Raw genomic sequence first — 23,526 nt, 5'->3', positions numbered from 1 at the left:
GTACTTTTTGTCAGAGAGGCCGAAGGGCGAACGGGCAGGCGGGTTTAATGGGCCTGGGTGTTGAGGAAGGCGTGAACGTTGTTGGCCTTGAAGTTGAGCTGTTCGTGCAGCTCGATCATCTCGAACGACAGCGCCAGCAAGCGTTGGGCCTGGAGTTCGGCGAAGTGCGCGGTGATCACTTCAAAGAGCTTTTGCGCCACTTTCTGGCGGGTAACCAGGTCACGGCCATGGCCGACCTTCAAGGTCATGTGGACGAAGGCATAGTCGTGCTTGCCGTCGGCCATGCGCCAGGTATCCAGGCGCACACCACGGCTGCGGATACCACCCAGGGGAAACACACCGCTGTCACCCAGCAGGGTGTGAACCTTTTCAAACAGGCCGGGCAGATCGGCCTGTTGTTCGATGTTGTCGGTGTATTCGGCAATGAAGTGGGGCATGGAGGCCTCCTGCGTCGGCAGCTGTGAGTGGCAAGCTTCAAGCGGCAAGTCGAGGGTGGTCGGCTGCCGCTGTGGCTCAAACTGGAAAAATGGCGTTGATCTGGCCCGTACCGGAACTGCCGAAAGGTTCGGTGATGATTTCGGCGGGTTTGGCATAGTCCGGCCCACCGAGCAGCCCCAGAAGCATGGCGGTGTCATGCATCTTGCCCTCACCGAAACAGTGCTCGGCGTAATCGGGCAGCATGGCGCAGAACTCTTTCCAGCGACCCTGGCGCCACAGCTCCACGACATGCAGGTCGACCTGTTTGTCGAACTCGCGCGTCCAGTTGTGGATGTTGGCTTCGGCATTGCGATCATCGGAAAAGCGGTGCGACAGCGAGCCGGAAGCCAGCACCAGCACCTTGCGATCACTTTTTTCGATGGCCCGGCGCACGGCGGCACCGAAGGTGAAGCTGTCTTGCAGACGGTGCCAGGCGCACCAGGCGGCAACCGACACCACGTTGAATTTCTGGTCTTGCGGAACATCCATGTGCATGTAGCGCATGGGCACCAGCGTGCCGTATTCCAGCTCCAGGCTCGGGATGTTGTGGGCCAGGGTGCGCACGTCGGCGGCATTGGCCTCGGCGGCGATCAATTCGCCCAGTTCCGGAGCGCCGGAGTATTCGTACTCCATGTTCTTGATGAAGTGCGGCAACTCGTTGCTGGTGTAGATGCCTTTGAAGTGCGCGCCACTGTTGACGTGGTAGGCGCTGTTGACCAGCCAGTGCACGTCAAACACCACGGCGGTGTCGGCGCCCAGTTCACGGGCGCGGCGACCGATTTCCTTATGGCCGGCAATGGCCGCTGCGCGGCAGCCGTGGTGTTTGCCCGGCAGCTCCGACAGGTACATCGAGGGAACGTGGCAGATTTTCGCAGCCAGGACGACTTCGCCCATGATGATTCTCCTGAAAAATTGTTCTTGTTGAATCTCGGATAACGGGTGAATCGGGTCTTGATGCTCTGGGTGGATCACTGCACTTGTGGCGAGGGGATTTATCCCCGCTGGGGCGCGGAGCGGCCCCTCAATAGGCCTGACACACCGAGTCGTCGGGTGTAGGGCTGCTGCGCAGCCCAGCGGGGATAAAACCCCTCGCCACAAGGTTAATTACCCGATTTGTCTGTGATCATGCCCCCCAGCGCGGAATGTGATGCCCGCCCATGGAGATGCAGACGTTCTTGATCTCGGCGAAGACTTCAAAGCTGTACTGTCCACCTTCGCGGCCGGTTCCGGAACCCTTCACGCCGCCGAAAGGCTGGCGCAGGTCGCGCACGTTCTGGCTGTTGATGAACACCATGCCGGCCTCGATGCCATGGGCCAGGCGATGGGCCTTGCCGATGTCCTGGGTCCAGATGTACGAGGCCAGCCCATAGTCAGTCTCGTTGGCCAGTTGCAAGGCTTGTGCTTCGTCCTTGAACGGGATCAGGCACACCACTGGGCCGAAGATTTCTTCCTGGGCGATGCGCATGTTGTTGTCCACGTCGGCGAACACTGTCGGCTGGATGAACTGGCCGCGACTCAAGTGCGCCGGCAGGTTGGCCGGGCGCTCCAGACCGCCGGCCAGGAGCGTGGCGCCTTCTTCGAGGCCGATCTTGATGTAGCCGGTGACCTTGTCGTAGTGGGCCTGGGTGATCATCGAGCCGACCTGGGTTTTCGGGTCTTGCGGATCACCGACAATCAGGCGTTTGGCCCGGGCGGCGAACTCGGCCACGAACTGTGGGTAGACGCTTTCCTGGATGAAGATCCGGCTGCCGGCGGTGCAACGTTCGCCATTGAGCGAGAAGATGGTGAACAGCGCTGCGTCGAGGGCCCGTTCAAGGTCGGCGTCTTCGAAAATCAGTACCGGCGACTTGCCGCCCAGTTCCATCGAATACTTTTTCAGCCCGGCGGTCTGCATGATCTTCTTGCCGGTGGCGGTGCCGCCTGTGAAGGAAATCGCCCGCACATCCGGATGCCGCACCAATGCGTCGCCGGCCGTGGCACCGTAACCCTGGATCACGTTCAACACGCCGTTGGGAATGCCGGCTTCCACCGCCAGGCGCCCCAGCTCGTTCGCGGTCAGCGGCGACAGCTCGGACATTTTCAGCACGGCGGTGTTGCCCAGCGCCAGGCACGGCGCGGTCTTCCAGGTTGCGGTCATGAACGGCACGTTCCAGGGCGAGACCAATGCACAGACACCCACCGGTTGGTACAGGGTGTAGTTAAGCATCTGGTCGTCGACCGGATAGGTGTGGCCGTCCATCCGCGTGCAGACTTCGGCGAAAAAGTCGAAGTTGTGGGAGGCGCGCGGGATCAGCACGTTCTTGGTCTGATGAATCGGCAAGCCAGTGTCGAGGGTTTCCAGTTCGGCCAGTTTCGGCACGTTCTGCTCGATCAGTTCACCGAGCTTGCGCATCAGTCGGGCGCGCTCCTTGGCCGGCGTGTTGGCCCACTTCGGGAAAGCGTCCTTGGCCGCAGCCACGGCCTGGGCAACTTCTTCGGCGCCGCCGCTGGCAACTTCGCCAATGGCTTCACCGGTGGCCGGGTTGTAGTTGACGAACACATCTTTGCTTTCGACCTCACGGCCGTTGATCCAGTGCTTGATCATGCTGCTCACGCCTCTTTACGGGATGCGAAGAACTCGGCTTCGCTGACAATTCGATTGACCAGACGGCCGACGCCTTCCACTTCCACCACTACTTCATCACCGGGCACTACGTCCGCCAGGCCTTCGGGCGTGCCGGTGGCGATCATGTCGCCGGGTTGCAGGGTCATGAAGCTGGACAGGTATTCGATCAGGTAGGGGATGTCGAAAATCATGTCGCGGGTCGAGCCTTCCTGGCGCAGTTCGCCGTTGATCCAGGTACGCAATTTCAGGTTGCCGGGGTCCGGTACATCGGCCACATCGACCATCCACGGGCCGACAGGTGTGGTGGCATCACGGTTTTTCACCCACAGGTTGGGGCGGTAGTAGTTTTCCAGGTAGTCGCGGATCGCATAGTCGTTGCACACGGTGTAACCGGCCAGGTAACCCAGCGCGTCCTCGCGCTTGACGTTGCGCGCGGCTTTGCCGATGACCGCCACCAGCTCGCACTCGTAGTGCATGTAGGCGACGTTGTCGGGGCGCCAGGTCATCTGGTTGTGGCCGGTGTAGGTGCCCGGGGATTTGATGAACGCCAACGGTTCGGTTGGCGGCTTGAACGCCAGTTCGGCGGCGTGATCGGCGTAGTTCAGGCCCAGGGCGAACATGCTGCCGGTGGCCGGCGGCAACCACTGGACCTGATCCTCGGCCAGCAGCCTACCGTCGGCCAGGCGAACGGCGTTGTGAGCTTCAACGGTGACCGTGTGGACCTGGCCTTCAAAACCAATGCGCGCGTGTTTCATGAACGTGCTCCTGTGTGCTCGGCCACAACGCTATTGACGAGGCGGCCCAGGCCGCTGATCTCCACTTCGACGCGATCGCCAGGCACGACATCAACCCGGCCCTCGGGCGTGCCAGTGATCAGAACGTCGCCGGCATGCAACGTCATGAACTCGCTGATCTCGGCGATCAATTGGGGAATGTTGCGAACGAAATTGGCCGTGTTGTTGTGCTGGCGCACCTCGCCGTTGACGTACAGCCTGATTGTCAGGCTATGGGGGTCGGCAACGTTGGCCGTGGGCACCAGTTCAGGCCCGATGGCACAGAAGCCGTCCCGGCACTTGGCCTTGACGGCGGGGCGGTAATAGCTGTCTTCCGGCAGGCTGAATTCATTGACCACGGTATAGCCGGCCACATAGTCCAGTGCTTCGGCGGCGCTGACACGGCTGGCCGACTTGCCCATCACCACGCCAAGCGCGGGCCCCGGTTGCAGCCGCTGGCCGTGACCTGGATGAACCACGTCGGCGTCGTGCCGGTTGCGGGTGTTGGGTGTCTTGATGAACAACACCGGTTTGACCGGCGGCTTCTGGTAAGGCGGTTGCTCGAACTCGGCGAGGCGCTGTTTCAGCAGCCCCTGATAGTTCAGTGCAACCCCAAACAGGGTGCCGGTCGCGACGTCATGCAGGGCACGGCTCATGCTTGTCTCCTGGCAGCGGCAGAGATGAGGGCTCTGCAGATATTGTTAATGTATTAACAGTTATAATTAAGATGTTAACTATCGTCAAGCGTGGCAGAATCACCGGACACTGGTTGCCCTCGGGAAATCGGCGCAGGATGAATCCAAGCCGCTGCCTGAATCAGAATAAAAAACGAGAAATGCGTGATGACTGACCGTCAGCCAATCCCCAACATCAACATTGGCCAGGTGTACGACCAGCGTTACAGCGATGCCGAGGTTCACTACGATCGGCTTGCCAACCTGGCGGGTTTCTTCGGTCGCAATATGCCGGTGCATCGGCATGACCGTTTCTTTCAGGTTCACTACGTGAAAAGCGGCGCCGTGCGGGTGTATCTGGACGACCAGCAATACGTCGAATCCGGGCCTATGTTTTTCCTTACGCCACCCACCATTCCCCATTCTTTTGTGACCGAAGCCGACAGTGACGGGCATGTGTTGACCGTTCGTCAGCAATTGGTGTGGCAGTTGATCGACGCTGATCCGAGCCTGGCGCCGGCGGGTGTGCAAATGCCTGCGGCCTGCGTTGCGTTGGCGCAGTTGGGGCCGGAACAGGCGGGGGAGGTGCGGCGACTGGAGTACCTGTTCGAGGAGCTGAGCGAGGAGGTCTGTGCCGAGCGGCCGGGGCGCAGCGCGGCGCTGGACGGTTTGACGCGGCTGATCATGATCAGTCTGCTGCGTCTGTGTTCCAATTCTCTGCAGGCACGACCGGCCCGGCATGAGGACCTGAAGATTTTTCACCGCTTCAATGAGCTGATCGAAGCTCACTATCTGCAACATTGGCCGTTGTCGCGCTACGCCGAGGGCATCGGCGTCACCGAGGCGCGGCTCAACGATGTGTGCCGACGGATCGCCGACCTGCCTTCCAAGCAACTGATCATGGAACGGCTGATGCAGGAGGCCAAGCGGTTGCTGTTGTTTACCGGCAGTTCAGCCAATGAAATCTGCTACCAGCTCGGGTTCAAGGACCCGGCGTATTTCAGTCGCTTCTTCCAGCGCTACGCCCGGCTCACACCAGGGGAGTATCGCCAGCGGCAATCGGGGTTGCGTTGAGCGTTGTTGCTGGTGGAGCACTCGCCACCGGCGTCATGCAGCCGTCCAGTGCGCGGCGTTGTTTCTTGCAGCCGCTTGTCCGCAACACTAAGCTGCCAGCTCGTCCATCCAAACAGTCCGAACATGGCCAACCCCAGACCTTCATTGACACTGACCCTGTTGCAAGCGCGCGAAGCGGCCATGGCTTTTTTCCGCCCGGCGCTGAACCAGCATGACCTTACGGAACAACAATGGCGGGTGATCCGTATCCTGCATCAGCAAGGAGAGCTGGAGAGCCACCAGCTCGCTCATCAGGCCTGCATCCTCAAACCGAGCATGACCGGTGTGCTCAGCCGTCTGGAGCGTGATGGGCTGGTGCGTCGGCAGAAGTCGAGCCAGGATCAGCGTCGGGTTTTCGTAGGGCTGACCGAGCGTGGGCAGCAGTGCTTCGTGTCGATGAGTGAGGGGATGGAAAGCAACTATCGCCGCATCGAAGAACAGTTTGGTGAAGAAAAGATGCAGCAACTGTTGGCGCTGCTCAACGAGCTGAAGAACATCAAGCCGTGAGTCAGGCAAACATTCGGGGTGAGAGGGCAAGCTCCCTCACCCCGAATAATCCATTGCGCTGAGACTTCGATCCAAACTCGGCACGGCTATCGGCAACTCTTAAGCGTTGCGTTCGCGCAGTTCCTGAAGACGATCAGCGCCACCTTCAGCCACGCGGTTTTGAAGCAGACGATCGGAGCCACCTTCAGCCACGCGGTTCTGAAGCAGGCGATCGGAGCCTCCTTCGGCTACGCGGTTCTGGCTCAGACGATCGGAGCCGCCTTCAACCAACAACTGTGCAGCCTGACCCTTCGTCGCTGCACTCATGGCCGTGGCCGAAGCGACGTTCGACAGGCCAAGCCCGCCCATCATTGTCAGGGCGATTGCCAGGGACGAAACTTTCGAGAAAGTGAACATGGTGATTCTCCTTGCGCTTGATTGAGTGGGCCGGTGGCAGCGGGTGTGCTGCTGTCCGGTGATCACAGTTAAACGCGAAGGTGTATCGACGTTGTGTGTCGGCAAGGCTCGAAGTCAGCGATTTCGTATCAACTCGCCGTTCATATACACAGCGATACAAATCTATGGGGCCAGGCCAGGATGAAGGCCTCGAGCCATGATCACGGCTTGGCCAAGGATTGCTCCAGCTGCTCCACCAACTCAGGCGTCAGATAATGGGGGCCGTCGAACAGGTACAGCGGATAGCCGGCATAGGCGGCCAGTTGGGGTGTGAGTTCGGCAACCGTGGCCGAGCGAAAGCCGCCGCCGAACTTGGGGCGGAAGGCTTCGACGATGATCCGCACGCGATCCTTCCCGAGCCGGTCACGCAGGGTGTCGGCGTAGTCCCGGGCCACCGGGGCGGTGCGGGCGTAGACGCCGACGCCATCCTGGAAGAACACGCCAATATCGTCCGGCAACCATTGCTTGAGCCAGTCGGCAGTGGCGGCGGGGCCGATGTTGGCGCCGTCGTAGACGCTGATCCACAACGGGCGCGGCAGCTTGGCCAGCAAAGCGGGCAGTTCCTTGGCGCGAGACCAACTGGGATCGACCTCGGCCGGAAAGTACCACCCGGTCACGTGCAGTGGCGTCGGCAGTTGCGCAATGCGCTCCGACACCGTGGCCAGTTGCTCGATGTTGTCCCTGGAGCGGTTTTCACTGAAATGGCCGGCCAGCCCGAGGATGACATCCTGGGCCCAGGGCGCCTTGGCGATGCGCGCCCAGTCAGGCAGTAGCGGCACGCTGGGCAGGCCGGTGCCGGGCACGAAGGCCTGGTCATCCACCACCGTCCATTGCACCAGCAGCTCGCGCACCCCCAGCTTTTCCCAGTCGCCTTTGATGCCCACGGTCTGGTTGTCTGGCTGCCAGACGATGCCAACGATGTCCGGTGCAACCTCCTGGTTCATCATGTAATACGTCCCTGTGCCTGCGCCGAGGGCCGTGGCCAGCGAGAGCGCCGCCACAGCCGTGCGACTGATGATATGGCCGAAGATTTTCAAGCGAGCGTCGTCCTGCAATTGCACATCACATCAACGGCCTCAATAGGAGTAGGTCAAGCGAGCGAACACGCCTTTGGCGCGTTCCTCGCCAAATACCCTGGCCCTGTACTGCAGGGAAAAATCCACATAGGAGCGCGGGGCGTTGTAGGCGTCTTCGCGGAACCAGTAGCGTACGTTGTTGCCCACGCCGATCCCGCCGGCGTTGCCTGACGAGAAGTCACCGTCGGCGCCGCTGTTCATCTTGGAATCGTAGTCGACCGCCGCCACGACATGGGGGAAGGTCACCCAGCGCGAGCCGGTACCGCCGATGGCATAGCTGCGTCCCACTTGCCATTCGCTGTTGAAATAATTGCGTTCGTCGTTGATGTATCGACCGACTTCGGCGTACAGCTGCGAAGTCCACCAACTGGGCGCATCGACCCGCAGGTCGGTGCCGATACTCGAACCGTAGCCCAGGCGCGCGAGCCAGTCGCCCTCGACGTTCGAGGAGCCCAGGGGAAAGGTGCGTTCAAAGGCGGCCATGATGTTGATGGAGCTGAAGGGTTTGATCCGTACCCCCAGCGCCCCTTGCAAGGCATCCGCACCGGTGTCCGAGTCGCTGTTCTTGCTCCACAGGGTGTCGGTGACGCGCCCGTAGAGTTCGACGAAACGTGCATTGCGATACCCGAGCGGCCGCCAGGACAGCTCAGTGCTGTTCTGCAGTTGATCATTGCTTTGGCTGCCGCTGTTGCTGGTGCCCGGAGCAGCGCTCAGGCCACTGGAACTGTTGCCGCGATAGCTGGTGGTGCTGGTCAAGCCCATGGTGCGTGAAATGTCGCCCACGGCACGACGGGTATCGAACAGCTGTTGTGCAGACATGGGCGACTCAGCGGTTGCCTGGGCATCGATGACGCGCTTGAAATACGCCACCGCTTCGTCGTCTTCATGAACGCGCATGGCGTTGTAAGCTGCATCCTGAGCCGCTGCCGGGGCGAGCCGGGTGCTGGCATCGGCCCTGCGGAACGCGGCGTGGGCCGCCTCGTCGTCACCGGCCCGGACTGAATCATAGGCCAGCTGCAAATCACTGACCGGTGCCTGTCCTTCGGTATTCTCCGGCCGGGTGGCGCACGTCAGGCCGAAGGTACTTTCCTGGCACTCGAGAATCGGTGCGTCGCGATCCTCGGCCGTCAGCAGCGCGCTGTTGAGCAATTGTTGGTTGGCGGCGATTTCCGGAGCCCAAGCCACGGCTTGGCGAGCCTTGTCCACGGCCAGCACCGCATCGCCTTGCTGCAAGGCACGGTAGCCCTGGACCGCCAGCGGCGCCGCCAGTTGGCGACGAATCGCCGTTCGACGCATCAGGAGCGCGTCATCGTTGGCGAAGACCCTGAGCGCTTCGCCCACAGCCTGGTCGGCTTCGACCAGAAGATGCTGGCGCTGCAAGGCGTCGATCAGCAATAGCCGGTACTCCCGGCGACGGGGAGCCTGGGCAATCGCCTCGCGAGCCGATTGCGCAGCCAGACCGAACCGTTCGCGATCATAGGCCCTGTACCCTTGGGTGGCGGCCATGAAGCCCGGTGCCGCGGCCACGGCGGACGAAGCGGCGGTCCGGGGCTGGTCGCGCCGTTTCTTGTCACGTTCGGCCATGGCGATCAGGGTGTGCAGACGCGTCACGTCGGCGCGCAGTCGCAGGGCCTCGCGCGCCTTGGCGATGGCCAGGTCGTAGTCCTTGCGCTCGTAGGCGCTGTAGGCTTGGTTGGCGGCGGTGTAGGCCGGGCCGGACAACGGCAATGGCAAGGTTTCGGCAGCAGCCACGGCCGGTATCAGGCTCAGCCCCGTGGCCAAGAGGGTCAGAAGGGCGCGGTTCATGCCGGAAGCTCCATGGGGTAGACGCTGTGCTGACGCGCCACCACCTGTTCGATAGTGGCCCGGGGCAGCACACCGCTGTCGACCAGGTAATCGCCGATCCGACCGTGGTGCTGCGGTCGATACTGCAACATGGCGCGGCTGAACTGATCGCGATCGAGCAGGCCCATTTCGATCAGCAAGTCACCCAGTAGCGGTGCACTGGCATTCGGTACGGCGTGGCCGTTGCGTTCCGGCAATTGGCGCAACAGCGCGAGAATCTCACTTTCCCTGGCAATCAGTTGCACCGGCTCGCTGCCCAGTTCGGCGGCGATCTGTTGCAGGCCTTCGTCGGACAGGGGGTTGGCAACAGCGATCTGTTCGCAGCCGTCAGCGTTACGGCCCAGGGGAATGACCCGCCAGCGCAGGGCAAACTCGCCGGTCAATGACGAGGTGGAGGCGGCGGCTTTTTGCGCCACGTCGAAGACCCGGGGCAGGTCATTCTGGAACGCGATGGCTTCGGCCAGGGTTTCGTCATCCAGCCAGCCGTTGTTGAGCAAAATGCGCCCCAGGGGCATGTTGCGTGATTGTTGCTGGTCCAGGGCACTCTGCAGGTGGGTGTCGGTAATGGCCTGCCAGGACAGCAACACGCTGCCCAGGCGGCGGGGCGCGATGGCCACCAGGTCGGTGGAAGGGAAGTCGTGCATGGTCTTGTCCCAGACCAGTTTGCGATTCATCACCTTGCCCACCAGGAACATCCGCCAGGCTCTGGACGCGGCCATGAAGTTGACGAAGTTACCCACCAGCATGCGCGGGATCGACAGCAAGCCATGCTGCCAGCCGTACAGCACGGTGGTGAAATAACAACGGTGCAGGATCCGCCAGAGCAGGGCAATGCCATTGGCCACCAGCAGGTATTTGATCAGGTCGTTGGTTTCAAAGGGCGTCGGGAAGGTGACGTCCCACCAGCCGCTGTTGCGCAGAATGATCAAGCCCAGCAGCTGCACCAGAATCACGTAGGCGATGATGCTGACGAACGCCGTCACCACACCCTTGCGGTCGCGAAACAGCAGGTAGCGGTTGGCCAACGAGCCGCTCCAGCCCATCTGTTCCCAGCCTTGCAGGCCGATGCCCAGGGTCCAGCGGGCTTTTTGTCGGAACGCCGTGCGGAAGGTGTCCGGAAAGAACTCGCGCACGCACAGTGGCATTGTCAGGGTCGATTCGTAGGGCTTGCGGAACCAGGATTTGCGCAGCACCCGAAACTGCACCGGGAAACGCACGAAGATGGCGTTCATGCCGACCTTGGCCAGTCGCGCGCCGACGTCGTAGTCCTCGGTGAGGCTGTCGGTGTTGAACGGCTGGTTTTCGGTTTCGCCGGCCAGTACCCGCAACGCGCGATGGGAGAAACAGGTGCCGACGCCGGCCGAGGGCACGGTGTCGGTCATGCTTTCACGCACCACCAGGTCCTTGCCGTGCCATTCGGCGAACTCGTCCATGTAGACCCCGGCCACCCATTCGTACCAGTTGCGCTCCAGCGACACCACCGGCAACTGGATCATGTCCTTGCGCGGCAGCAGGTAGTTGAACAGCCGCAATTCCAATGGATGCAGCACGTCTTCGCTGTCGTGCAGCACCACCCCGGCGAAGGTCATGCCATGGGTTTTCTCGTGCAGGAAGATCGCCTGGATCACCCAGTTCAGGCAGTCGGCCTTGCAGGTCGGTCCGGCATGGGGCACTTCCACGCGGTGCAGTTGCTTGTAGCGCCGACGCATCCGCTCGACTTCGTCGATGGTGCGCTGGTCGTTGACATAGGTGCCGACGAAGACCACGTAGTTCTGGTAATCGAGCGTCGAGACCATGTTCTCGATCATCGGTGCGATGACGTCGTATTCCAGCCAGGCCGGCACCATGATCGCCAGGGGCTGTTCGTCCCGGGCCAGCAGTTGGTCGACGGTCAGCGACCGGTATTTGCGGTCCGCGGTGAGCTTGCGGTACAGGCGGCGAGACCAGTACCACAGGTCAATGATCAGGTCGTCCAGGCTGGAGATCAGGATCACCACCGCGACGACGATGGTCGCCGCTTCCAGGTAGTTGTAGTAGTGGGCCAGCCAATAGGGCCAATAAAGCGACGTCATCGAAGGGTACCGTTACTGGCGATTGCGACGGGCGCTACGGCCAGCCAGCAACAGGAGAAGGAACAACACAATGGCGCCAGGGATCAGCCAGAGCAGCGAGGGTTTACGCCAGGCATCCAGCCCTTTGGGTTCTTCACGGCCGAGCAACCGACTGCCGCTGGGGTCCTTGCTGTCGATGATCGTCACCGCGCCGCTGTCGCCGAGAATCGCCACATCGCCACGGGTCAGCACAATCGGCTGGGCGAAGTCGGGCGCTTGGCTGCCCAGGGTCCGATACACCAGGCCATGCTGTCCCGAGGCTTGCACCACTTGTAGCGAAGCCAGTTGGTTGAGGGGCTGCACATCCAGCAGCAAGTGATCTTCATGGTTGATGCGCAGACGTCCCTGTTCATCGACCAGGACCGATTCCTTGCTGTCCTCAAGCGGCAACTCGAACGCCAGGAAGGCTTTGTCCGGGCTGACCACGGCTTTGGGATCGGAGCTGACGTTCAACTGCGCGCGCAACGGTGAAACACCGGCGGCATCGGCCACCGAGATCACCCGGGCCAGACTGGCGGCCGGTCGGTCGAGGTATGCCTGGGGAACGAGGATCTGGGTCGCCACGGCGAAGCGCGCGGCCATGCCGGAGAAACCGTCGCCCAAGGCAATTTTGTCCAGCACGATATGGCTGCTCGGCAGCACCGCTACCGGGAAGGCCTGGGGTGTTTCCAGGCAGCGATCGCTGACAGGCTGGCGCTGGAACGAGACGCGCAATACGTTTTTTGAACCCAGGGCATAGCTGGGGATATGGGCCTGGATGCGTTGTGACTGACCATCGGTGGTCAACTGCTGGGCCCCGATCAGGAAATCGTTAAAAAACAGCGAGGCCACGGGCGGGGTGTGTGAAGCCCCCGGTGCTGCGGACAGGTCCACCACGGCTGTCACCGGCAAGCGACCGTCATACGCCACGCTGCCCAAGGGGAACGAAGTGCTCCAGTCGAATCGGGAGGCCACGTCATAGGTGCCAGGTGCGCCGCCCAGTCGCGACAGGGCCACGCGGCCATCGTTGCTCAAAGGCGTTTGCGCTTGGCTGATGGTCAACTGACGGCTGCGCGCCAGTTTGTTCCACGCTGAACCAAGCAGCGACAGGGCTTTGCCGGTGGCGTGCGGGGCGATCATCAGGACCGGGCGAGTACCCAGCAGCGCCAGGCGCACATCGTCCGGACCGGCGCCTGCCGTGGCTGCGTTGACGTGTTGTGCGCGCCATTGGGTCAATGCACTGGCCGCCGTTGGGTCGACGCTTTGGACCTGACTCTGCAACGCATCCAGGGACTGATTGATGGCCTGGAGCAATTGCGGGTCGTTGATGGCCAGATCGGCCTGTACATTCGGGGTTTGCCCCAGCATCAGCAGCGCGCCGATCTCAGCCGGGTTGGCCAGGCTGTGCTGACCCTTCGCGTTGAGGCTGGCGAAGGCGGGGAGGCTCAACAGTTCGGCCGGGATGCGCAGAGCGCTCAAATCCACACTGTCTTGTACGGCAGGGAACGGCAGGATGCGGCTGTGCTTGCCCATTCGCTCCAGGGCCACGCCCAATCGCCAGGCCGCGTCATAGCTGTCGGCGGACAACGAACCCGGTGCAACCAGGATCCCGGGTTGAGCAGGCAATGCCGTCCAGGCGGCACCGACATCCTGCAGTTGGCTGGCGTCGTAGCTGTAGTTCAGGCGTGTGTCGGGCTGGATGCGCAGCACGTTGCCGATGACCCGGTCGTCTTCGCACAACGGCCGGGAGACCACCGAAGACCAGGCAATGCCCAGCCGCACCAGACCGTTGTCGCGCGCAGCCTTGTCGACGCCCAGTGTGGCGCTGGCACTGCCTTGCGGCTCGCTGAGTCCTTCGGCGCGCACTGGGTAGCCATCGAGCGACAGCAGCAGGGTGTTGCGGCCCCCTTCGCCATTGAGATAGCTGGCGTCCAGTTGCAGGGTCGCCTCATTGAGGGCAACCCCGGCCGGCACGGGTAGGTACAGTTCCCGTCGGGAATCGCTGGCGCCCAGCAGGATCGGCGCACTGATGCCCAGGTCGCTCAAGCGGACTTCGCGCTCCTGGCGGGTATCGGCGTTGAGCCGATGGATTGCCTGGGTAAGCGGGCTATCGGCAGCCAAGGCAAAGGTTGGCATGAGCGCAAGCAGGCTCAGGCCACAGGCAAGGGCGCTGAGCGCACCCGTAGAGATGGCAACGGAAGGCTTCATTCAGGTAAATCTCGATTCTGATAAGGGGGAGCAGCGATTAGGAGGCGAGCAACTGGCGTGGCGCGTACATCGGTGGGTGAGCCCAGCCTTGGGGCAATTGCGACTGGCCCACGAGAAATTCGTCCATCGGGCGCCCCATCAGGGTATCGACGATGCGCTGGCTGGCCTTGCCATCACCATAGGGGTTGGCTGCCTGAGACGCGCGGCGCCACAAGGCCTTGTCGTCGAACAGTGCGTCCACGCCGGCAATGATCGAGGCCGGGGAGGTGCCGACCAGACGCACCGTGCCCGCCGCTACGGCTTCGGGGCGTTCGGTGACGTCGCGCATCACCAGCACCGGTTTGCCCAGGGACGGCGCTTCTTCCTGCACACCACCGGAGTCCGTGAGGATGACGTGGGCGTGTTGCATCAGGCGCACGAACGCCAGGTAATCCAGGGGCTTGATCAGGTGAACGTTGAGCAGGTCACCCAGTTGTTCCGTCACCGGGCCCAGTACGCTGGGATTGAGATGCACCGGGTATACGATCTGGATGTCGGGACGCTGGGCCAAGTGACGCAAGGCCTTGCAGATGTCCAGGAAGCCTTCGCCAAAGTTCTCCCGGCGGTGGCCGGTGACCAGCAGCAGCTTGCGTCCGGTTTGCAGGAACGGGAACTGTTGGTCCAGTGTTTGTCGCAGTTGTGCATCCTGCTCGATGCGCCGGGCGGTCATCTGCAACGCATCGATGACGGTATTGCCGGTCACCAGGCAGCGGCCCTGCAGACGTTCGTCCAGCAGGTTATCGCGAGATTGTGCGGTGGGGGCAAACAGCAGGTCGGCACTGAGGTCGATGCAACGACGGTTCATTTCTTCCGGCCATGGGCTGTAGATATCGCCGGTGCGCAGCCCGGCTTCCACATGGCCCACGGGAATGCGTCGATGAAAGGAGGCCATCGAAGCCACCATGGCAGAGGTGGTGTCGCCATGGACCAGCACCCGATCCGGCCGGGTCTGTTCCAGCACCGGGTCGATCGCGCCGTACAACGCAGCCGTCAGCGAGTTGAGCGTCTGGTGCGGCGTCATCACGTTGAGGGTGAAATGCGCCTTGAGATCGAACAGGTCCAGCACCTGCTCAAGCATGCTCTGATGCTGGCCGGTGACACAGATCAGCGACTCAATGCCCGGTTCGGCGGCGAGGGCCTTGACCAAAGGTGCCATCTTGATGGCTTCCGGACGGGTACCGAAGATCGAAAGAATCCTGATCCGTGACTGATGAGTAGCGATGACGCCCTTCCTCGCGCAGTTTGCTGCGCTGCACAGCCGTTCGCCCAAGCGCGATCATGCGTTTGAGTAAACAAGCAAGTTGAATTAAGTGGGATCCAATATCAGGCAGGCGCGTTACGCACGCGGAAAGTTGCGTAATGGCCTATTGCAGTTTGGAGCGGCGAAGTAATAACACCAAAGAACACGGGCGCAAAGTTTTATTTGAAAGGTATTTTGTTGTTTTGATTAAGAAGGGTTGAGGGGAGGTTGGAAAGTTGCGCTCTTATTCTCAAATAAAAATCGTGTAAGATTTTGAATCATAAGGTTTTTTCGTGATTTATTGAGTGCTGGAAAAGGCGTCTTGATCACGCCAAGTCCATCGAGGTCTTATTTCTGGCGCCGCTTTATATAAAGGTGCCTGGATGTTTGTCATTGAAATGACGCCTGTTTGTTGTCGAGCTTGGAAGTATTATCGAGTTGGCGGGTTGCCGGTGAAGTGCGGAAGTTAAATAAGGTTCAATTTTATTATTGGATTTTCAGATCGGCGGAGTTGAACAGTTTTGTGTGGCGCTAGTTCATAAATAAAGTTGTCTGTTGATAAATAAAAAAACGCACTCGGGCACGGGGTCGAACAGGAAAAAGACCGGATAAGCCGGCCCACACGCTTATCCGATAATCGCACGCTTTGTGTGGGCCTCCCGCCAAGGTGATTGACCGAACTAACCGGTTGGTACATTTTAGGCGCAACACCTCTTGCTCAGCTTGACCAAGACCATAATAAAAAATTGAGGAACCCCCATGCGTACCCGTCTGCAAGCGCTCAGCCCCTATCCCTCGCTTCGTTGCTCCGGACCCGGAACAACGCTCAGTCGCTGTGTCCTGACCCGATAGCTCCCCGCCCATCGTTGCGGTCCTATCGCGCCGGTTGCGAGATGCCGGTGCTCGACAAGTCCGGGAGGTCTTCAAGATGACAAAGGTCGTCGATCTGTATTTCAAACTGCTCAAACTGCTGATTGTGCTGTGCATGGTCGCAATGATCGTGCTGGTGTTCGGCAATGTGGTGCTGCGTTATGCCTTCAACTCAGGCATCAGCGTCTCGGAGGAACTGTCGCGCTGGTTCTTCGTCTGGATGATTTTTCTCGGCGCCTTGGTGGCGCTCAAGGACCGTGCCCATCTGGGGCTCGACAGTCTGGTCAAACGCCTGCCTCCGGCCGGCAAGCGCCTCTGCCTGGTCATCGGGCACCTGATGATGTTGTACATCTGCTGGCTGATCTTCAGCGGCAGCTGGCAGCAGGCGGTCATCAACCTGGATGTGGTCGCGCCAGCCTCGGGTATGTCGATGGCAGTGTTCTACGCTGCCGGCCTGGTGTTCGGCGCCAGCGCCGCCGCCATCCTGGTCTATGAGCTCTACCTGGCGCTGTTCGGCAAGCTCAGGGATGACGAAATGGTCATGGTCAAGGACAACGACGCCGCCGAAGTGATCGCCCATAACCCCATCAAGAGTACCCGCCCATGACACTGGTTATTTTCCTCGGGTCATTGATAGGCAGCATGGCGCTGGGCATTCCCATTGCCTTTGCCTTGCTGGTGGTCAGTGTGGCGTTGATGTTTTATCTGGATCTGTTTGACGCACAAATCATCGCCCAGAACCTGCTTAACGGTGCCGACAGTTTTCCGTTGATGGCTGTGCCGTTCTTCATGCTGGCCGGCGAAGTGATGAACTCCGGCGGCCTGTCCAAACGCATCGTCAACATCGCCATGGCGCTGGTTGGACACAAGCGTGGCGGCCTGGGTTACGTGGCGATCATCGCGTCCTGCCTGTTGGCATCGCTTTCGGGGTCGGCGGTGGCCGACGCGGCGGCGCTGGCGGCCTTGCTGGTGCCGATGATGGTGCTGGCGGGACACAACCGGGCGCGTTCGGCCGGCTTGATTGCCGCCGGAGGCATCATTGCCCCGGTCATTCCGCCGAGCATTGGCTTCATTGTGTTTGGCGTGGCGTCCGGGGTATCGATTTCCAAGCTGTTTTTGGCCGGGATCGTGCCGGGTCTGATGCTCGGTGTCGCCCTGGCCATCGCCTGGTGGTTCATCTCCCGCAGCGAGCATGTGCAGACACCACCCAAGCGCTCGCGGGCCGAAGTGATGCGGGCCCTGGTCGAGGGCAGTTGGGCCATGGGCCTGCCGCTGATCATCATCCTGGGTCTCAAGTTCGGCATTTTCACCCCGACGGAAGCAGCGGTGGTGGCAGCGGTCTATTCGTTGTTTGTGTCCTTGGTCATCTACCGGGAAATGAAAGTCAGCCAGCTGTACGAAGTGATCCTGTCCTCGGCCAAGACCACCTCGGTGGTGATGCTCCTGGTGGCGGCGGCCATGGTGTCCTCGTGGCTGGTGACCATTGCCGACTTGCCGGGCCAGTTGGCGGCAGTGCTCGAACCGTTCATGGACAGTCCGACCTTGCTCCTGGTGGTGATCATGCTGTTGATCATCATGGTCGGTACGGTCATGGACATGACGCCCACCATCCTCATCCTCACCCCGGTGCTGATGCCAGCGGTGACCCAGGCGGGTATCGATCCGGTTTATTTCGGCGTGCTGTTTCTCATCAACACTGCCATCGGCCTGATTACGCCACCGGTGGGTACCGTGCTCAATGTGGTGAGCGGGGTTTCGAAACTCAATATCGAAGAGATCGTTCGTGGCGTGTGGCCGTTCCTGCTCGCGCAACTGGCGGTGCTGTTCCTTCTGGTCCTGTTTCCGCAACTGGTTCTGGGACCTTTGAAATTCTTCACCGGTTGACGCCGGTGCAAGCGGTAGTAGCTCGACTTCTAAAACAATAATGATCGGAGAGTGACATGGGACAACTGATGAAAACCTTGTTGGCCGGGGCATGTGCAACGGGGCTGCTGCTGGGCAGCGTGGTCAGCCACGCGGACGAGATCCGCGAGCGTACCCTGCGATTTGCGTTCCAGAACGTCAAGGAGCACCCCCAAGGGCAAGGCGCACAGAAGTTCGCCGACCTGCTGAGCGAGAAGAGCGGCGGCAAGCTCAAGGTCCGTCTGTTCCCCGGCGGAACCCTGGGTGGTGACGTGCAGACGGTCTCGGCCCTGCAGGGCGGTACGCTGGACATCACCGTGCTCAACTCCGGCATCCTGGCCGCCCAGGCAGCGGATTTCGCGATGCTCGATTTCCCCTTCCTGTTCAACAACGCCGAAGAAGCCCACGCGGTGATCGACGGGCCGGTCGGCCAGAAGCTGGCGGCGCAATTGGACAGCAAAGGGCTGGTTGGCCTGGGCTACTGGGACCTGGGTTTCCGCAACCTGACCAACAGCAAGCATCCAGTGGCCAAGCTTGAAGACATGCAGGGCTTGAAGATTCGCGTGATCCAGTCACCGATCTACCTGGAAACCTTTACCGCCCTGGGCGCTAACCCGGTGCCGATGGCGTTTCCCGAGGTCTACACTGGCCTTGAGCAGCACACCATCGACGGCCAGGAGAACCCCTTCACGGTGATTGAGGGCAACAAGTTCTTCGAGGTGCAGAAGTACCTGTCGGTGACCGGCCACATCTTCAATCCCCAGTCGCTGATCATCAGTCAGAAAACCTGGAGCCGTCTGAATGAGGATGAAAAAAACCTGATCCGCCAGGCCGCCGCCGAGGCGCAGAAGTACCAGCGGGAAGTCACCGCTGCGAGCATGGACAAGGCCAAAGCAACACTGGCCGGTGCGATGACCGTGAACGAGATCACCCCGGCCGAGAAAGATCGCTTTCGCGAGCGTGTGCAACCGGTGATCGACAAGTTCGCCAAGTCCCTGGATGCCAATCTGGTGAAGATGATGTACGACGAAATTGCCAAGGTACGCGCCGCGCAGTGAGCTGAGCGACACACAGGCTGATCAAAGGGCGCCGGGGCAATCCCGGCGCCTTTTTTTTCTTTGCGATTCAGGCTTTTCCCAGCCGTGATGCCGGTCCCCTGAGGGCTCGCGCACGGGCCATTTTCCCAGCCGGGGAACGCTTGAACGGCTGCAATGTCCCAGACTGGCTCATAAGCTTGTTAAGATACATGCGCACACATCTCGTTTTTACCATAGGAACAGCGGGGCTTATCAGACCATGCGCGCCCAAGCGCGCGGATAACAAAAGGAGGTTCTCGTGGGAAAAAACCCTGTAGACGATCTATCAGGACAACCCCAGTCAACCGGCACAGAGGGGATACCAGCCCCCAGCGGCAAAGCCAATCTCATCGACACCGACTACGTGATCGGGCAAGACAATATCCGAGGTCAGTTCTCTTTCTCTCTGGATATCCACGGCAAAGTTTTCATCATCTCCGCGGCGACCATTCTGCTGTTCGTCATCGTGACACTTGCACTGCAGAATGAAGTCGAACCGCTTTTCAGCGCCATGCGCAGTTGGTTGACCAAGCATCTGGCCTGGTTCTTCATGAGCGTGGCCAACATCTTCGTAGTGCTGTGTCTGGCGCTGATCGTCTCGCCCTTGGGCAAGGTTCGGTTGGGCGGCCAGGATGCCACGCCGGACCACACCTATGTGGGCTGGTTCTCCATGTTGTTCGCCGCCGGGATGGGCATCGGCCTGATGTTCTACGGTGTGGCAGAACCCATGTCCCATTACGCTGCCTCTATGGGGGGTGTCACACTCGACGCCAGCGGGGCACGTACCGACTGGGCGCCTTTGGGTGGTGCGGCGGGCGATGTGAAAGCCTCCGCCGACCTGGCCATGGCCGCGACCATTTTCCACTGGGGTCTGCACCCTTGGGCCATCTACGCCATCGTCGCGTTGTCCCTGGCCCTGTTCTCCTTCAACAAAGGCTTGCCGCTGTCGATACGCTCGATCTTCTACCCGCTGCTGGGTGAGCGCGTTTGGGGATGGCCGGGCCATATCATCGACATCCTGGCGGTATTCGCCACGCTGTTCGGGCTGGCGACGTCGCTGGGCATCGGTGCCGAGCAGGCCGCTGCGGGGATTGAACACCTGTTTGGCATTCAATCGACCAGCGTGAGCAAAGTCGTGCTGATCATCGGCATCACCCTGATTGCCCTGTGGTCGGTGCTCGCCGGGTTGGAGAAGGGCGTCAAGCTGCTCTCCGAAATCAACATGGGCCTGGCCCTGTTGTTGCTTGTGTTCATTATCGTGGTGGGGCCAACCCTGGCGATCCTTACCGGCTTCTTCAAGAACCTGGTGACCTACGCCGAGTACCTGCCGGCGTTGTCCAACCCCTTCGGTCGCACAGACACTGAATTCACCCAAGGCTGGACGGCGTTCTACTGGGCCTGGTGGATCAGCTGGTCGCCGTTTGTGGGGATGTTCATTGCCCGCGTCAGTCGCGGCCGTACCGTTCGCGAGTTCCTGATCTCGGTGCTGTTGGTGCCTTCGCTGGTGTCGGTATTGTGGATGACCACCTTTGGCGGGACAGCCATCGACCAGGCCACCCTCCAGGGGCTGAGTGGGGTCAAGGATGCGGTGTTGGAGCTCAAGCTGTTTGCCATGCTCGAAGGGCTTCCGCTCAAGGAGATCACGTCACTGCTCGGTATCGTGCTGGTGATCGTGTTTTTCATCACCTCTTCGGATTCCGGTTCGCTGGTCATCGACACCATCACCGCTGGCGGCAAGGTCGATGCGCCCGTTCCACAGCGGGTGTTCTGGGCCATCATCGAAGGTGTGATCGCTATTGCGCTGTTGTTGGGCGGCGGTTTGATCGCGTTGCAAGCCATGGCGGTTTCCACCGGCTTACCGTTTGCCATTGTCCTGCTGCTGGGCTGTATTTCCCTGGTCAAGGGATTGATGTCGGAACCGCGCACCTGACCTTTTAATCCCACAGCTGGCCGATAGGGACGGACGGGCTGTAGTGAGTGGCTATTTGCGCTTGCAACAGCTCGGCCGTCGCCAGGGCATCGGTCAAGGCATGATGGGCGTGATAGGGCGGCAGGTGGTAGCGCAAGCGACTGTCCGCTAACCGGATGGACTCGGGTGGACGGCGTAACAGCCGGTCCAGCCAACGCCGCTGACCGCGCACCTGCCGCGCTTCCAGCTGCATCGTGTCAATCACCGGAAATTGCAGGCCCTCCCCAAGGTGATTGCGTAACGCCTGATCCAGGAAGTTGCGTTCGATGGCCCGGTAATGCACCACCATGATCTTCCCCGCCATGGCTTCCAGCACTTTCTCCATGACGTCCGGCAATCGGGGAGCATGACGGATGTCGGAGTGCGTGATGTGGTGAAACGTCACCGACTCATGACTGAGTTGCGAGGGCTTGATCACCCAGTACAGGGCTTCACCGCAGCGTATGCGCCTGAGGGTGAACGGCAGCAGGCCGATGCTGACGATACTGTCGGTGCGCGCGTTCAGACCGGTGGTTTCAAGGTCCATGGCCAGCAGTTCCACCTGCTCCAGCGCAGTCCCGGCGTCGATGACACCCTGTTGGTAGAAGCGTTGCAGCAGCGGGTGCCGGGCTTGCTGTTCCAGACGTTTGAAACGTGCCGCCCAATCCAGCGTTTCTTGCCCCTTCGGATTGTTCATCGGGATGGCCGAGCGTGACCGGGGTAGCGGAATCGCAGGAATTTCTGCGCATTGCTCAATACCTGAAACGCTTCCTTGAGGTTGTGCCGCTCAGTGGTGGAAAAGCGCTCCGGTTCGATGTAGTTATCCGGTTTCTGGCCCTGTTCGATGGCATCGACCTGGTGTCGGATGCGCACCATCGACAGGAACTCCAAGGCGTAGCGTAGATGCTCAATGGCCTGCGGTTGCACGAGCTGTGTGGTGCTGATGGCTTCGAGACGATCAAAGGAATTCTGCGCCGTGGTCCCGCAGGCCAGGGCGTGGATACGGATCAGATCGGTCAATGGCGCCGTGCCACGGCCCTTGAGGTTGATGATCTGTTTTTGCTTGCCGTCGGTTTCCATTACGAAGGTGCGAAAGAAACCCAAGGGGGGCGTGCGGTTCAAGGCATTCCGGGCCATCGCCGCCAGGAAGGCGGGGGTCACCCTGGATTTTTCAGCGCAGAGCACCTTGAGTTCGTTGACCATTTCCAGTTGCCCATAGACCCCGTCCAGGTCAAAGAAGATGCAACTGTTGAGCAGGGTGGCGGCATTGGGCTTCTCGATCCACTGGCTGAAATACTCGCGCCATACTCGCAACGGCTGCCGCCATTGCGCGTTGGTGGCCATGATGCCGCCCTTGCAGTAGCTGTAGCCGCACTCTGCCAGGCCGTCGCTGACGAAGGTGGCCAGGCTTTTGAAGTATTCGTCGTGCAGGGCCGGGTCGAAACGATCATCCAGCACCAGGGCGTTGTCCTGGTCGGTTACCAGCAGTTGTTCGTCCCGCGCCATCGATCCCAGCACCATGAAGCAGTACGGAACCGGCGGCGGCCCCAGTTCCCGCTCGGCCAATTCGAGCAACCGCTGGGTGAAGGCGCGGCCAATGCCCGAGATTGCGCTGCCGATCATGTGAGCCGTCGCACCGTCGCGCACCATGCGAATGTAGGTGCCGCGCAGATCTCGCAACAATGAGCGCAAGCCCTCGACAGAGGTCTGGTTGGAGATGCTGTTGACCAGGTACAGGCTGCTCTGGGACTCGTGCCGGATGATGTCCGACAGGTTGATCAACCCCAGCGTGCGTCCCTTGTGCACCACCGGTAGGTGGTGGATGTTGCTGCGAAGCATGCACAACATGGCTTCGAACAACGAGTCATCGGCCTGGATGACCACCGGATCGGTCGACATCACTTCACCGATGCAGGTATCGCCGCTGCGGTTGGCGGCCACTACCCGAGTGCGCAGGTCGCGGTCGGTGACGATGCCGAGCATTTTTTCCGGGTGATGCCCGGCAGGTTCCAGGACGACGACGCAGGAAACGCTTTCCTGGGACATCAACCGTGCCGCTTCGTGAACGCTGGTGTGCGGGGTGACCCAGACCAGGTCCCGGGAAATCAGCGCGCGGGATTTCAATTGGATCAGTTCGCTGGCGCGGCCCTGGGCCTCGACGGCGGATTTGAGCCTGGAGTGTCCTTCGGCCTCGACAAAGTCGGCGAAGCTGTCATGTTGCTCGCACAGCTGGGCAAACACATCCGCCGGGATGAAGTAGATCAGGCTGTCTTCAAGGGCCCGCGCCGGAAAACGCACTTTGTTGCTGCGCAGCAGGCTGGCCTGACCAAAGATGTCGCCTTCCACCAGCCGGTTGTACAACTGGCCGTTGCGCCGGTAGATCTCGACTGCGCCACTGCGCACATAATGCAGGTCGTGGACGATGGAGCCTGCCTCGAGAATATCGCTGCCGGCCTTGAAGTAGCTGACTTCGACGCGCTGGGCTATGGCCTCCAGGGTTTGCTGGGGCAGGGCATCGAAAGGGGGAAAACGATGCAGGTGCTCGCTGATTTCCAGTAACTCGATCTGCATGGAACCTCGTGGCTGATCAATTGAGAGACCAACATGCCAGTTCCAGGGGCCGCACACAAACCCTGGGTGAGTGAGTC

19 protein-coding genes are annotated in these 23,526 nt (G+C 60.8%); 6 read left to right on the top strand and 13 right to left on the bottom strand.

Features of this window, described 5'->3' with window-relative positions; translation table 11 throughout:
* Window positions 1-44 precede the first annotated feature (44 nt).
* The 5 genes from PSEUDOMOFG3G_RS14820 to PSEUDOMOFG3G_RS14800 all read right to left on the bottom strand — a co-directional run bounded on the left by PSEUDOMOFG3G_RS14820 (window position 45) and on the right by PSEUDOMOFG3G_RS14800 (window position 4,511).
* Window positions 45-437, bottom strand: coding sequence for a 5-carboxymethyl-2-hydroxymuconate Delta-isomerase (locus PSEUDOMOFG3G_RS14820; protein WP_139050429.1), 393 nt, complete (start codon window positions 435-437; stop codon window positions 45-47).
* Between the two features lie 76 nt (window positions 438-513).
* Window positions 514-1,371 carry a 3,4-dihydroxyphenylacetate 2,3-dioxygenase gene (gene hpaD, locus PSEUDOMOFG3G_RS14815; RefSeq protein ID WP_107321714.1) on the bottom strand — a complete coding sequence of 286 codons (858 nt, stop codon included), beginning with the start codon at window positions 1,369-1,371 and terminating at the stop codon, window positions 514-516.
* Window positions 1,372-1,600: 229 nt separating this feature from the next.
* The gene (gene hpaE / locus PSEUDOMOFG3G_RS14810; protein ID WP_047229902.1) at window positions 1,601-3,061 is read right to left on the bottom strand and encodes a 5-carboxymethyl-2-hydroxymuconate semialdehyde dehydrogenase; all 1,461 of its coding nucleotides are present in this window, start codon (window positions 3,059-3,061) and stop codon (window positions 1,601-1,603) included.
* 5 nt (window positions 3,062-3,066) lie between these two features.
* The gene (locus PSEUDOMOFG3G_RS14805) at window positions 3,067-3,837 is read right to left on the bottom strand and encodes a fumarylacetoacetate hydrolase family protein (RefSeq protein ID WP_139050427.1); all 771 of its coding nucleotides are present in this window, start codon (window positions 3,835-3,837) and stop codon (window positions 3,067-3,069) included.
* Window positions 3,834-4,511: a fumarylacetoacetate hydrolase family protein gene (locus tag PSEUDOMOFG3G_RS14800; protein ID WP_047229900.1), complete on the bottom strand. Its 678-nt coding sequence runs from the start codon at window positions 4,509-4,511 to the stop codon at window positions 3,834-3,836. The genes PSEUDOMOFG3G_RS14805 and PSEUDOMOFG3G_RS14800 overlap by 4 nt, the downstream gene beginning before the upstream one ends.
* 186 nt (window positions 4,512-4,697) lie before the next feature.
* Between PSEUDOMOFG3G_RS14800 and hpaA the strand changes: the two genes are divergently transcribed.
* The gene (hpaA, locus tag PSEUDOMOFG3G_RS14795) at window positions 4,698-5,603 is read left to right on the top strand and encodes a 4-hydroxyphenylacetate catabolism regulatory protein HpaA (RefSeq protein ID WP_076385117.1); all 906 of its coding nucleotides are present in this window, start codon (window positions 4,698-4,700) and stop codon (window positions 5,601-5,603) included.
* 123 nt (window positions 5,604-5,726) lie between these two features.
* Window positions 5,727-6,149, top strand: a complete 423-nt coding sequence (gene hpaR / locus PSEUDOMOFG3G_RS14790) for a homoprotocatechuate degradation operon regulator HpaR (protein ID WP_003201625.1) — start codon at window positions 5,727-5,729, stop codon at window positions 6,147-6,149.
* Window positions 6,150-6,248: 99 nt separating this feature from the next.
* Here the strand turns inward: hpaR and PSEUDOMOFG3G_RS14785 are convergent, their stop codons facing one another.
* The 6 genes from PSEUDOMOFG3G_RS14785 to wecB all read right to left on the bottom strand — a co-directional run bounded on the left by PSEUDOMOFG3G_RS14785 (window position 6,249) and on the right by wecB (window position 14,998).
* Window positions 6,249-6,545 carry a phage infection protein gene (locus tag PSEUDOMOFG3G_RS14785; RefSeq protein WP_139050425.1) on the bottom strand — a complete coding sequence of 99 codons (297 nt, stop codon included), beginning with the start codon at window positions 6,543-6,545 and terminating at the stop codon, window positions 6,249-6,251.
* A 200-nt stretch (window positions 6,546-6,745) separates the two neighbouring features.
* Window positions 6,746-7,621, bottom strand: a complete 876-nt coding sequence (locus PSEUDOMOFG3G_RS14780; protein ID WP_139050554.1) for a hypothetical protein — start codon at window positions 7,619-7,621, stop codon at window positions 6,746-6,748.
* A gap of 39 nt (window positions 7,622-7,660) precedes the next feature.
* The gene (locus tag PSEUDOMOFG3G_RS14775) at window positions 7,661-9,466 is read right to left on the bottom strand and encodes a bacteriophage N4 adsorption protein A (protein ID WP_139050424.1); all 1,806 of its coding nucleotides are present in this window, start codon (window positions 9,464-9,466) and stop codon (window positions 7,661-7,663) included.
* Complete coding sequence (locus tag PSEUDOMOFG3G_RS14770; RefSeq protein WP_139050423.1) at window positions 9,463-11,577, bottom strand: glycosyl transferase family protein; 2,115 nt, start codon at window positions 11,575-11,577, stop codon at window positions 9,463-9,465. The genes PSEUDOMOFG3G_RS14775 and PSEUDOMOFG3G_RS14770 overlap by 4 nt, the downstream gene beginning before the upstream one ends.
* A gap of 12 nt (window positions 11,578-11,589) precedes the next feature.
* Window positions 11,590-13,803, bottom strand: a complete 2,214-nt coding sequence (locus tag PSEUDOMOFG3G_RS14765; RefSeq protein WP_076385111.1) for a hypothetical protein — start codon at window positions 13,801-13,803, stop codon at window positions 11,590-11,592.
* 37 nt (window positions 13,804-13,840) lie between these two features.
* On the bottom strand, window positions 13,841-14,998 hold the full coding sequence (gene wecB / locus PSEUDOMOFG3G_RS14760; protein WP_047229892.1) for a non-hydrolyzing UDP-N-acetylglucosamine 2-epimerase: 1,158 nt from the start codon (window positions 14,996-14,998) through the stop codon (window positions 13,841-13,843).
* A gap of 1,012 nt (window positions 14,999-16,010) precedes the next feature.
* Here wecB and PSEUDOMOFG3G_RS14755 point away from each other — a divergent pair.
* The 4 genes from PSEUDOMOFG3G_RS14755 to PSEUDOMOFG3G_RS14740 all read left to right on the top strand — a co-directional run bounded on the left by PSEUDOMOFG3G_RS14755 (window position 16,011) and on the right by PSEUDOMOFG3G_RS14740 (window position 20,860).
* On the top strand, window positions 16,011-16,559 hold the full coding sequence (locus PSEUDOMOFG3G_RS14755; RefSeq protein ID WP_076385109.1) for a TRAP transporter small permease: 549 nt from the start codon (window positions 16,011-16,013) through the stop codon (window positions 16,557-16,559).
* Entirely contained in the window at window positions 16,556-17,836 is a 1,281-nt protein-coding gene (locus PSEUDOMOFG3G_RS14750; protein ID WP_047229890.1) for a TRAP transporter large permease subunit, read from the top strand. Before PSEUDOMOFG3G_RS14755 ends, PSEUDOMOFG3G_RS14750 begins: the two co-directional genes overlap by 4 nt.
* A 56-nt stretch (window positions 17,837-17,892) precedes the next feature.
* Complete coding sequence (locus PSEUDOMOFG3G_RS14745; RefSeq protein WP_047229889.1) at window positions 17,893-18,912, top strand: TRAP transporter substrate-binding protein; 1,020 nt, start codon at window positions 17,893-17,895, stop codon at window positions 18,910-18,912.
* Between the two features lie 277 nt (window positions 18,913-19,189).
* Window positions 19,190-20,860, top strand: a complete 1,671-nt coding sequence (locus tag PSEUDOMOFG3G_RS14740; protein ID WP_139050422.1) for a BCCT family transporter — start codon at window positions 19,190-19,192, stop codon at window positions 20,858-20,860.
* Window positions 20,861-20,864: 4 nt separating this feature from the next.
* Here the strand turns inward: PSEUDOMOFG3G_RS14740 and PSEUDOMOFG3G_RS14735 are convergent, their stop codons facing one another.
* Both PSEUDOMOFG3G_RS14735 and PSEUDOMOFG3G_RS14730 read right to left on the bottom strand, forming a co-directional pair.
* The gene (locus PSEUDOMOFG3G_RS14735; protein ID WP_076385105.1) at window positions 20,865-21,575 is read right to left on the bottom strand and encodes a 3'-5' exonuclease; all 711 of its coding nucleotides are present in this window, start codon (window positions 21,573-21,575) and stop codon (window positions 20,865-20,867) included.
* Window positions 21,572-23,449, bottom strand: a complete 1,878-nt coding sequence (locus tag PSEUDOMOFG3G_RS14730; protein WP_076385103.1) for a DUF294 nucleotidyltransferase-like domain-containing protein — start codon at window positions 23,447-23,449, stop codon at window positions 21,572-21,574. Before PSEUDOMOFG3G_RS14730 ends, PSEUDOMOFG3G_RS14735 begins: the two co-directional genes overlap by 4 nt.
* Window positions 23,450-23,526 lie beyond the last annotated feature (77 nt).

It is taken from the genome of Pseudomonas sp. FG-3G (assembly GCF_901007645.1).
Taxonomy (GTDB): Bacteria; Pseudomonadota; Gammaproteobacteria; order Pseudomonadales; family Pseudomonadaceae; genus Aquipseudomonas; species Aquipseudomonas rhizophila.
This window is presented reverse-complemented; position numbering and strand designations above follow the sequence as displayed.